The organism is Bradyrhizobium sp. (assembly GCF_035570375.1).
Taxonomy (GTDB): Bacteria; Pseudomonadota; Alphaproteobacteria; order Rhizobiales; family Xanthobacteraceae; genus Bradyrhizobium.
Map to the genome: position 1 here is coordinate 1 of NZ_DATMLW010000192.1, position 11,594 is coordinate 11,594.

Annotated in this window: 9 protein-coding genes and 1 pseudogene; 2 read left to right on the plus strand and 8 right to left on the minus strand. The window is 61.0% G+C overall.

The features are described from left to right. Positions 1–370 precede the first annotated feature (370 nt). A complete protein-coding gene (locus VNX23_RS20280) occupies positions 371–3,517 on the plus strand; it encodes a multidrug efflux RND transporter permease subunit (RefSeq protein WP_325632901.1) in 3,147 nt (1,048 codons plus the stop codon). A 52-nt stretch (positions 3,518–3,569) separates the two neighbouring features. After that, a complete protein-coding gene (locus VNX23_RS20285) occupies positions 3,570–4,133 on the plus strand; it encodes an invasion associated locus B family protein (protein ID WP_325632903.1) in 564 nt (187 codons plus the stop codon). A 34-nt stretch (positions 4,134–4,167) separates the two neighbouring features. On the opposite strand, the gene VNX23_RS20290 is transcribed toward VNX23_RS20285, so the two are convergent. The 8 genes and pseudogenes from VNX23_RS20290 to VNX23_RS20325 all read right to left on the minus strand — a co-directional run. Then, the gene (locus VNX23_RS20290; RefSeq protein ID WP_325632905.1) at positions 4,168–4,887 is read right to left on the minus strand and encodes an ABC transporter ATP-binding protein; all 720 of its coding nucleotides are present in this window, start codon (positions 4,885–4,887) and stop codon (positions 4,168–4,170) included. A gap of 4 nt (positions 4,888–4,891) precedes the next feature. After that, on the minus strand, positions 4,892–5,671 hold the full coding sequence (locus tag VNX23_RS20295) for an ABC transporter ATP-binding protein (protein WP_325632907.1): 780 nt from the start codon (positions 5,669–5,671) through the stop codon (positions 4,892–4,894). Then, a complete protein-coding gene (locus VNX23_RS20300) occupies positions 5,661–6,656 on the minus strand; it encodes a branched-chain amino acid ABC transporter permease (protein WP_325632909.1) in 996 nt (331 codons plus the stop codon). The genes VNX23_RS20295 and VNX23_RS20300 overlap by 11 nt, the downstream gene beginning before the upstream one ends. Next, the gene (locus tag VNX23_RS20305; RefSeq protein ID WP_325632911.1) at positions 6,656–7,519 is read right to left on the minus strand and encodes a branched-chain amino acid ABC transporter permease; all 864 of its coding nucleotides are present in this window, start codon (positions 7,517–7,519) and stop codon (positions 6,656–6,658) included. Before VNX23_RS20305 ends, VNX23_RS20300 begins: the two co-directional genes overlap by 1 nt. A gap of 139 nt (positions 7,520–7,658) precedes the next feature. Beyond that, positions 7,659–8,912, minus strand: coding sequence for an ABC transporter substrate-binding protein (locus tag VNX23_RS20310; RefSeq protein WP_325632912.1), 1,254 nt, complete (start codon positions 8,910–8,912; stop codon positions 7,659–7,661). A 1,017-nt stretch (positions 8,913–9,929) separates the two neighbouring features. Continuing rightward, a pseudogene (locus VNX23_RS20315) lies at positions 9,930–10,207 on the minus strand (hypothetical protein); the annotation flags it as partial. Positions 10,208–10,373: 166 nt separating this feature from the next. Further along, positions 10,374–11,360: an integrase core domain-containing protein gene (locus tag VNX23_RS20320; RefSeq protein ID WP_325632914.1), complete on the minus strand. Its 987-nt coding sequence runs from the start codon at positions 11,358–11,360 to the stop codon at positions 10,374–10,376. Between the two features lie 29 nt (positions 11,361–11,389). Next, positions 11,390–11,594, minus strand: a 205-nt coding sequence (locus VNX23_RS20325) for a hypothetical protein (RefSeq protein ID WP_325632916.1), incomplete at its 5' end; no start/stop codon positions are given.

Consider the following 11,594-nt stretch of genomic DNA (forward strand, 5'->3'; position numbering starts at 1 on the left):
CGCCGGCAGCGCCCGCTGGCTGGATGCTCATGCTGCAAATGTATAGACGCCCCCACCTCATCAGGTGTTAACCCGAACAGTTAAAAAAGCGGCTTGCCGCGCGTCGAAACCCGAGTTTGGTCAAGCACTTCGGACGATCGCCGATAGGACGAAGGTCGAATAGCGGGGTAAAGGTTTCCGTTCGCGCCACGGACCGGAGCGATTATGCTGCCGGGCAACAGGTGGTCGTGGATTCCCTGATCCCAGGGAATCCCGAGGAACCGCCTGATTGAGGCGAGGAATACGCACATTCGTGCTCGGAGCTCGGGGCTCCGCGGACGACTCCCGGCGTTCGGGAAAAGATGCGCCAGCCATCCGGTGGACCTGACGCATGAACCAAAGCATCTCCTCGCCCTTCATCAGATACCCGGTCGGGACATCGCTGTTGATGGCGGGCATCCTGTTCGTCGGCGTGGTCGCCTATCCGCTGCTTCCCGTCGCCCCGCTGCCGCAAGTCGACTTCCCGACCATCCAGGTTTCCGCCAGCCTGCCCGGCGGCAGCCCGGAGACCATGGCTTCCTCGGTGGCGCAGCCGTTGGAGCGCCAGCTCGCACAGATCCCGGGCATCGCGCAGATGACCTCGACGAGCTCGCTGGGTTCGACCGCCGTCACCATCCAGTTCGACCTCAACCGCAACATCGACGGCGCCGCCAACGACATCCAGGGCGCCATCAACGCGGCGAGCGGACAGTTGCCGAAAAACCTTCCCTCGCCGCCTACCTACCGCAAGGTCAACCCGGCGGACTCGCCGATCCTGTTGTTGTCGGCGACCTCCGACACCCTGCCGCTGACGACCGTGAGCGACTCCGTCGACGCGCAGCTTGCCCAGCAGATCAGCCAGATTTCCGGCGTGGCGCAGGTCACGATCGGCGGCCAGCAAAAGCCGTCGATCCGCGTCCAGGTCGATCCGGCGAAACTGGTCGCCAAGGGCTTGTCGCTTGAGGACGTGCGCAACCAGATTGCGATCACGACAGTGGACAGCCCCAAAGGTAACATCGACGGCGAGAAGCGCGCTTTTACGATCTACTCCAACGACCAGTTGCTGGACTCCAAGGACTGGAACGACGTCATCATCGCCTATCGCAATGGCGGTCCACTGCGAATTCGCGATATTGGCCAAGCCGTGACCGGACCGGAAGATGCCAAGCAGGCAGCCTGGGCCAACGGCAAGCGCGGCGTGTTCCTGGTGGTCTACAAGCAGCCCGGCGCCAACGTCATCGACACGGTCGACAAGATCAAGTCGTTGCTGCCAAGGCTCGTGGCCGCCATTCCGGCTTCGATCAAGGTCGAGGTCATCAGCGACCGTACCCTGACGATTCGCGCCGCCGTCGAGGACGTCCAGTTCACGTTGCTCTTGACCATTTTCCTGGTGGTGATGGTCATCTTCGTCTTCCTGCGCAGCTTCTGGGCGACGGTGATTCCGGCGGTGACCGTGCCGCTGGCCTTGCTCGGCGCCTGCGCCTTGATGTGGGTTTTTGGTTATACGCTCGACAATCTTTCATTGATGGCCCTGACCATCGCCGTCGGATTCGTGGTCGACGACGCCATCGTGATGCTGGAAAACATCGCCCGCTACGTCGAGGAAGGCGAGAAGCCGCTGGCCGCCGCCTACAAGGGCGCCAGCGAAATCGGCTTCACCATCGTCTCGATCAGCGTTTCGCTGGTCGCCGTGCTGATCCCGCTGCTTCTGATGGGCGGCATCATCGGACGGCTGTTCCGCGAATTCGCGGTCACGCTGGCGATGACGATCTTCGTGTCGATGGTGGTGTCGCTCTCCCTCACCCCGATGATGTGTTCCCGCTTCCTGCGCTCGCACAGCGAGGCGCCCAAGCACGGTCGTCTCTATCAGTTGAGCGAGCGCGGTTTCGACGCCATGCTGCGCGCCTATGAGCGCGGGCTCGACATCGCCATGCGCTGGCGCTTGACGACACTGATCATTTTCTTCGCAACCCTGGGACTCTCGGTCTATCTCTTCACCGTCATTCCGAAGGGCTTCTTTCCCCAACAGGATATTGGCCTCATCACGTCGACGTCCGAAGCCGCTCAGGACATTTCCTTTGCCGAGATGAAGCGGCGTCAGGAGGCGCTCGGCGAAATCGTCATGGCCGACCCCGCCGTCGCCTCAGTCGCGATGGTGATCGGCGGCAATGGGCGGGCCGGCAACAACGGCAGCGTCTACATTACGTTGAAGCCGCTCAACGAGCGCGATGCCTCGGCCCAGCAGGTCATCGCCCGCCTGCGTCCCAAGCTCGAGAAGGTCGATGGAGCGCGCCTCTACATGCAGGCGGCGCAGGACGTGCGGCTCGGCGGTCGTCCGACCCGGACGCAGTTCGAGTTCACGCTGCAGGACGCCAATCTCGACGAGCTGAACGAGTGGGCGCCCAAGGTCCTCGCCAGGATGAAGACGCTGCCGGAGCTGCGCGACGTCGCAACCGACCAGCAGACCGAAGGCACGACGCTCCAGGTCAAGATCAACCGCGACACCGCGTCGCGATACGGCATCCAGCCGCAATTGATCGACGACACGCTGTACGACGCGTTCGGACAACGGCAGGTGACGCAGTATTTCACCCAGCTGAACAGCTATCACGTGATCCTGGAAATCCTCCCCGAGTTGCAGGGCAGCTTCGACACGCTCGACAAGCTCTATGTCAAGTCCCCCACGACCGGCGATCAGGTGCCGTTGTCGGCATTCGCGAGCTGGACCAGCGTGCCGGTTCGTCCGCTCTCGATCAGCCACCAGGGCCAGTTCCCCGCGATCACGATCAGCTTCAATCTTGCACAGAACGTCGCACTCGGGCAGGCCACCGATGCCATTCAGAGGGCGATGGCTGAGCTCGGCACGCCTGCAACGCTCAACTCGAGCTTCCAGGGTACCGCGCAGGCCTTCCAGCAATCGCTCGGTACCGTGCCGCTGCTCATTCTCGCCGCGCTCGTCGTCGTGTACCTGATCCTTGGCATACTCTACGAAAGCTACATCCACCCGCTGACAATTCTGTCCACCCTGCCCTCGGCGGGCGTCGGCGCGCTGGCGATCCTGATGGCGTTTGGCTACGACTTCAGCCTGATCGCGCTGATTGGCATCATCCTCCTGATCGGCATCGTCAAGAAGAACGGCATCATGATGGTCGACTTCGCGATCTCGGCCGAGCGCGACGAGAACCTGACACCTGAACAGTCGATCCGCAAAGCCGCGCTACTGCGCTTCCGCCCGATCATGATGACGACGATGGCGGCGCTGCTTGGCGGCGTGCCGCTGATGCTGGGAACCGGCACCGGTTCGGAAATTCGCCGGCCGCTTGGCTATGCGATGGTGGGCGGGCTATTCGTCAGCCAGGCGCTGACCTTGTTCACCACGCCGGTCGTCTATCTCTATCTCGACAAGCTTTCCAACGCGTTTTCGAACTGGGGACGCTCGAAGGACGACGACGACCGCGATGTCGCGGAGCGCGGCTCCGTCAAGCAAGCCGCCGAGTGAGCTCGCTTTGACGGCTTGCCGCATGCGGGCGACCTCCCTCAAAGGCCGATCCGTGAAAGCAGCTGCACGACTGGCTCTGTCTGCCTTCCTGTTGCTCGCAACGGCCGGACTGGGGCTTGCCCAGCAAGCACCCAAATCCAAGACGCCGGCAGCCCAGGCCACGCCCGCACCATCGCCTTCTCCAAGCGCTTCCCCGCCTGCTTCGGCCACCCCAGGCTGGGCCGCACGCTGCAGCAGCGCAAGCCGCGACGCGCCGCTGGAATGCGCGATCGAACAAAACGCCATCCTCACCAAGACCGGACAATTATTCGTCGTGGTCAATATACGCGTGCCCGGCGACACCCGCGCGCCGGTTGCCTTCGTCCAGTTGCCGCTCGGGCTAAACCTGCCGGCCGGCGCGAAATTTCAGGTCGATGACGGCAAGACCGTCGACCTGCCGATCCAGACCTGTGAAAACAGCGGCTGCTACGCCAGCACCCCTGTCTCGCCCGAACTTCTCGGCGCGCTGAAATCAGGAAAACAGTTGAAGGTTTCGTTTCAGAACCTCGCCAAGGAAACCATCACGGTTCCGATGCCGCTCAACGATTTTGCGGCCGCCTATGAAAAGATAAGATAGTGGACCCGCCCGCACCATCGTGCAGCGCCACGCGTCAGCCCGTGCCGAGATAGGCCCTCTGCACTTGCGGATCGTTGGCGAGAGCGGCTGCGGTGCCTGACAGCACGCTGCGGCCGACTTGCAGCACGGTTGCGAAATCTGAAACTTCGAGCGCGAGTTCGATCGACTGCTCCGCAAGCAGGATCGTCAGTCCCGCCTTGTGCAGCCGCTCGAAGGTTTCATACATCTTTTCGACCACGGCTGGTGCCAGGCCCAGCGATGGCTCATCCAGCATCAAAAGCCTCGGATCACTCATCAACGCGCGACCGACCGCCAGCATCTGCCGCTCGCCGCCGGACATCGTGCCCGCGCGCTGGCTGCGCCTTTCGGCAAGTTGCGGAAAGATCTCGTAGACCCGCTCGAGCAGCGCGGCCGCGCGCGCCTTATCGCCCAATGGGGTTGCACCGAGCTTGAGATTGTTCTCCACGCTTTGCTGCACGAACAGCCGCCAGCCCTCCGGTGACAGGGCAAGACCCTTGCGGACGACCGCAAATGCGCTCTGCCCGCCGATCTCCTGCCCGAAAAAAAGGATTGAGCCGGAGTATGCCGGAATCAGGCCGGCGATCGCATTGAGCACGGTGGTCTTGCCGCCGCCATTGGAGCCCAGCAGCGCAACGATGCTGCCCTCGGGGACCTCGAGCGAAACGTCGGACACGCCGATCAGGTCGCCATAGCGAACCTCCAGATGTTCGATCTTGAGCAAAGGGCCGGTCATGAGGCTAGTGCCCGCTCGGCGGCACGGGCCCGCCCATCAGCTCGATCGGGATGTGGGAAGCGGCAGCGCTTGCCGCGCGCTTACCGAGATAAGCTTCGACCACCGCCGGATTGCGGGTGACCTCGCGCGGACTGCCGCGCGCAATCTCGCGGCCCTGATGAAACACCATGACGCGGGTCGCCAGCGACATGATCACTTCCATGATGTGCTCGACAATGATCAGCGTAATGCCGGAGCGATGAATGTCGCGCACGAGATCGATGGCAAGCTGCACTTCGCGCTGGGTGAGGCCTGCCATCGCTTCGTCGAGCAAGAGAACTTTTGGCTCGGTCGCAAGCGCGCGGGCAATTTCGAGCCGCTTGCGGCCTGGCGTTCCCAGCGAACGCGCCGGCGCTTGCGCGAGCCTTGCCATGCCGACGCGATCGAGCACTGCATGCGCCCGCCTTTCGGCCTCGGACCTGTGGGAGGTGCGAAGAAACGCGCCGATCATCACGTTTTCCACCACCGACATGCTCTCGAAGGTCTGCGGCACCTGGAAGGTGCGCGCCAGCCCAAGCTGCGCGCGAGCCTCCGGTGCAAGGCGGGTAATGTCGCGATCTTCGAAAAACACCCTTCCCGACGTCGACGACAGATCGCCGGTCAGGCAATTGAAGAAGGTGGATTTACCGGCGCCGTTCGGCCCGATCAGGCCGAGAATGTCGCCCTGCTCCAGCGTGACCGAGGCCGCATCGACGGCCTTGAAACTGCCAAAGGCTCTGGTGATGGCTTGCGCTTCAAGGAGCATGGGCAATCCCCCTCGCCGCTTCGCCGTCCATCACCTTGCCGGTTCGTTTGATCCAGAGGCGATTGACCAGCGTCAGGATGCCTCCGGGCTGAAAACGCGAGATCAGCACAATGATCGCGCCATAGACCACGAAGGTAAGACCGGCGCCCTTGCCTCCCAGGAGATTGTTGGAAATCTCTTCGAGCGGCACCAGGATTGCGGCGCCCACGAGGGGGCCGAACAGCAAGCCGGCGCCGCCGAGCGCGGCCATGATCAGGATCTTGACCGAAATCAGGATGCCCAATCCGGACTCGGGATCGATAAAGCCGAACATCATGGCGTAAAGCGCGCCGGCCACGCTGGTAAGCGCTGCGCTCAGCATGTAGGCGTAGAGCTTGGTGCGGCTGGCCGGAGCCCCCAGCGAACGCGCGGCGCGCTCGGAATCGCGGATCGCGCGAAGATAAAAACCCATCCGGCTGTTGGCCATCCACCAGGTGATGCCAAGCGTGATCGCGAGCACGGACAGGAACAGATAGTAATACGGCAACGCCGATATGAACGAGAGGTCGAACACGTTGCGCGGCACGGTCGGACCGCTCAGCCCGACCGCGGCGCCGAGATATTCGGTGTTGGTGACGATCAAGCGGACCAGTTCGGCCACCGCAATGGTCGCCATGCTGAAATAGTGGCCGGACAGTCGCAGCGTCGGCACGCCGACGACGGCGGAAATCGCCACGCTCACCACGATGCCGGCGGGAATGCCGACCAGCGGCGACAGCGCGAAATGCGCATATGCGCCCATTGCTGCGTAGGCACCGCATCCGAAAAACACGACATGACCGACCGAAACCTGGCCGGCATAGCCGCCGATGATGTTCCAGGCGGATGCTGCGATCGCATAAAGCAGCACCAACGCGCCCAGCCGCTGCTGGAACGGCGTCGAGAACGCAAGCGGGTATGCGACAAACAGCGCCAACAGGATCGCGAGCCAGAGCAGGCGGCGCATCAGAGCCTGCCCATCAGGCCTTGCGGCCGGAACCAGAGGAAACCGAGAAACAGCGCATAGACGACCATGTCCTTGTAAACGGCGCCGATCAGAAATCCGGAAAGGGATTCGATCACACCGATCAGAAGTCCGGCGACGAGCGCACCGGGCACGCTGCCGAAGCCGCCGAGCGACACGGTGACGAAAGCGACGATGGCCAGCGTTTCACCGACGGTCGGCACGATGTAGAAGAACGTCGCGATCAGTGCGCCGGCAAGACCCGTGGCGCCCGCGGCGATCGCCCAGGCGATCGCCTGCATCGTATCGGGCCGGATTCCCATCAGCTGCGCTGCCGTGGAATCTTCCGCGACCGCCAGCATTTTCGACCCCAGCGAAGTGCGGGTCAAAAGCAGGTGCAGGCCGAGCGTCACCGCGAGCGCGACCGTGCCGGCGAGCAGGCGTGAGGCCTGAATTCGCAAGCCCAGGATATCGAAGGTGCCGCCGACGATATTTTCGGGCAGTGACAGGAAATTGGCGCCGAACCACCAGAACACGGAATAGCGCAGCAGAAGCGCGAGCCCGAATGTGCCGAGGATCTGGGCCAGCATCGGCCCTTTCATGATGTCGCGGATCAGTCCGAAATAGACGACGACACCAAGGGTGGCGAGCACAAGGATGGCAAGCGGCGCGCCCAGCAAGGGACCTGCGCCGAAAAGCGTGTAAACCACGAACGCCACATACATGCCGAGCATGACGAAATCGCCATGCGCGAAATTGACGATGTTCATCATGCCCCAGACCAGGGTGAGCCCGGAGGAGAACAAGGCATAGACCGCGCCCAGCAGGAGACCACCTGCAATCACCTGAAGGAGCGTGGAAGACATGCCGGCGTCTCAAAGTGTAAGCGGGTTGAATCCAAACTCGATGGCAAATGCGAAAAGAAAAAGGGGCGGTTTCCACTTTGCGCTAACGCGGCCCTTCGGGCCCCGATCATGCTCCAGCGCCTCGCCCCCCAAAAAAATCTCACCAGCCTTTGTAGGGCAACGCAGGCGTTTTGGCGGCGTTGGCCTTCGGCCAGACCGCGACATAGTTTTCGCCGTCCTGCAACTGGATGATGAGGCTGGAGGCCAGTATGTTCTGGCCCTTGTCGTTGAACTTGATGCCCTTGTAGCCCATCATCAGCTGATCGGGCTGCATGTCGGTCGCCTTGAGCGCCGCCTGGATCTTGGCGGGTTCGGTGGAGCCCGCGCGATCGATCGCGTCGCACAGGACGAAGAACGCCTGCATCGCTCGCCCGGTGGTGTCATCCATCTCGTCGCCGGTCTTCTTCTTGTACATTTCGGCGATCAGCGCGGTCGGCGAACCGGCGGGCCCCACGCTCCATGACGAGCGGTTGAAAACACCTTGCGAGATCTTGCCGACCGCCTTGATGAAGGACGGATCGGAATAGCCGGAATCGTCCGCAATGATCATGGCAGGCTTGTAGTCGAGCGCCTGCATCGTCTTCTGATAGAGAATGGCATCGGGCGTATAGGCGATCATGATCACGACGTCCGGCTTCTTTTCTTTCAGTTGCAACACCTGGCTCTGCACGTCGGTCGCATTGACCGAGTAGGCGATGTCGAGCGCGATGGCCTGGCCCTTTTCCTTGAACGTGCTGGTGATGACGTTCGCAACCGAGACACCGTATTCGGTAGTATCGTGGACGATCGCGACGCTGTCGGTCTTGATCCCCGACGCCTTCATGTCGGTGAGGAAATCGTAGTCGATCCTTGCGATATCGGAGGCGATCGGCGTGAGGCGGAAGAACCATTTGAAGCCGCGTTCGGTCAGGTTAGCCGCAACCGACTCGCCATTGACGAAGGGAATTCCGTATTTTTCGGCAACCGCGCTCCCTGTCAGGGTGACACCGGATTGATAGGCGCCGGTGATTGCCACCACCTTCTCTTCCGTGATCAGGCGGAGCGTCTGGTTCTGGCCGGCGGCCGGGCTGCCCTGATTGTCGGCAAAGACCACCTCGACCTTCGCGCCGCCAAGGCCTGCGAGCCCCGCATTCTTTGCAAGCGGGAAATTGCCGAACTCCGGATGGGCATTGTTGATGATATCGGCCGCGAGTTCGATGGCCGCCTTGCTATGGGCGCCCGCGCTTGCCGCATTGCCGCTCAAGGGAAAGACTGCACCAATCTTGACGGTTTTTTCCTGAGAAAACGCGCTGCCCGCGGGCCACACGAAAACCAAGGCCGCGCACAGCAGCCCGAGAATACGCCCGAATTTCATGCTTGATCGTCTCCGAGAAATCCCACCCGATGCCAGGTCGTTCAAATCCGCTTCGAATTTCGGATTCGCGCAGGTTTGCCGACCCGCATTTTTTTATTTTCCCGGCACATCAAACATTGCATGCCAGCTTTGCAGGGGCAAGTTGGCGGCTTGAAGCCATTGGTAGGGTGTCTTCGCTGCAAGGCGTCCCGCGCTTGCAGCCCACGAGCGACAAAGGATTGCGACGCCCTGCCCGCAACCAGCCAGTCGGAGATGGCGACGCGCAACCCCTGTCGCGCCGCTCCGTCAGCCAAAGCTGCCCTCGTCTCACGCTTGCCAAAACCGGGACTGAACGAGTAGAAGGGCTCACCCCGGCGGGACCCAAGAAATTACTTCCCGGGCCAGTGTAAACAGATTCAATAATATATTGATTCTGTTGTTGTTTTTGGGGAATGGTGTAACGGTAGCACAACGGCTTTCGGGCTAAGCCGTTGAAATCTGACACCTGGTTTTGCAAACCCCCCTCCATTTTGATCCGGCTGTTTCCGGTCACGTCTGAGACGTTTGGAAAACTCTTCTGGTTGCCCTCGGTGTTGAGCAGATTAGTTCGTTGATGGCGAAGCTGTCATCCTTGGGGTTGACGGTGTTCCCCATTTCAATGTCCTGCACTCGCGCAAGCACGATGACGAAGTCCAGCCGTATGCCTTCGACATCCTGACGCTCGATGGCGCGCAAGACCAATCTGGCGCGGCTACTCGCCCGACGGCCATTTTCGTGTTGGCTTGGGATCAGCGCCTGATTGCCGAACCCGAAGGGCCCTCCTTCACCTCTCCTACAGTTGCGCGTCGCCGTTTGGACCGGTACGCTGGTGGCACACGACCCAGAGCGAAAATCGGCGAGTGCTGATGCTCCACTCATGCACTGCCGGTAAGTTCTGAGAGCACACTGTGCTTCGCAGTTATGGGCGATGTGTTCGCCATTCCCGCGCTATCCGATCACGCATTGGCGCAGCGAGCCCGGTGAGACGTTATGGGCCTTTTACATCATCGATCCGGGTATGAAGCAGCGGATAGTCATTCCGGTGAACATCTTGATCGGCCAGACCACGGTGCGCCCGTAGAGATTGGGCTGAGTGAGCACAGCGTCATCCGGCACGTCCAACCATTGGCCATCGAGAAACACCCGATAGTGGCTGTTGACGACTTCCCAATCGCTATCCAGCACGGTCGACCATCGGCGTCGGAGCAGCAGGGTCCCTTTCCCGAATGCAGGTGCTCGAACCACTCGTGCAACTTCGGGTCGAGCTTGGCGTAGCGTCGGGGAACTCGTTGCTATGTGCGTGGCCGCTACCCGTGCCGATGCCGAAGATATCGCAGCCTCGGTGAGGCTGGACCTCGAAGAGCTTCCGGCTAAGCAAACGCAGGAAGGTCACACCGAGGCGAGCGCAGACGGCGTGCTGATACGCCCTGTCCCTGTCGCAAATCAAATCCGGATATATTGGTGGTGCAGCCCGCCGAGGATCGGACGGCAACGAATACGCCCTACCCTCTCAACAATACGCGATAGGGGCGAATCCTTATCCAAAAATAGGTGCGTGCGCGTCTCGTTATAATATTTCATGTATGACAACAGCACATGCCGAAGATGCCGCTCACCGAACACAACAACGTGGTCAAGGCACTCCCGTCGGATCGAGCCGATAAGTCGTTCAGCACATCCGTTTTGCCATGGGGAACGTGGCGACGCAGGTCGATCGCGAATACCGATCGATCGAAGTCTTCGGACGAATACCTCGCCATAGACGCCGTCCCGGTCACGGATCAGATAGCGGGGAGCTTGTTCCCAGCCACATGCTTCGGTGAGCTGATTTGCGATCCATTCTGCAGTCGGATGCGATGTGACGCCAAACCACAGAATCTGCCGGCGGCCATGCCCCATGATCAGGAGGCCGTAGAGCAAACGAAACGAGATTGTCGGGACGACGAAGAGATCCATCGCCGCGATGCCGTCGGCGTGATTACTGAGAAATGTTTTCCAACCTTGGGACGGCGGCCCTCTACGCGTGGCCATATACTTAGCTACGCTGGTCTGGCCGATATCGATGCCGAGCTTGACAAGCTCGGCGTGGATACGCGGCGCGCCCCAGAGTGGATTGGCGATGCTTATCTTGCGGATGAGCTTTCGTATTTCGAGCGGCACCGTTGGTCGACCGCCACCAGGTCGCGACTTCCAGCGCCAGTACGATCTGAAACCCGCGCGATGCCAACGAACAATGGTATCAGGCTTCACGATCGCCAGCGTATTGCAAATGTTTGGAAACAACCGATAGAGACCAACGAATACCAAGCGGTCGAAGACGCGGAACGAAACTCTCTTAGGAGCAGTCCGCCGCAGAACGTTTATTTGCTGTCGCAATGTCCAAATCTCTGCCTCGAGCGCTGCCCGCGACCGAATTAGATCGACAACCATACAACCAATAAGCCTGAAAAGATCCCTCATTACATGACAGCATCGCCCGATTCTCGGTCAAGCGCCAACCGGATGAGGTTTCCGACAAGGACACGGGAGTGAAAACGGCAGTGAGATTTCTTTTTCTCCGAGGTGTCGCTGGTTATGGAGACTTGCTTCGAGTTCGACATGCGCAAGCGCGCTGCTCGTCCCTTGCTATGAAAGAGAGCGCCGCCAATCGACACATCGATCGTG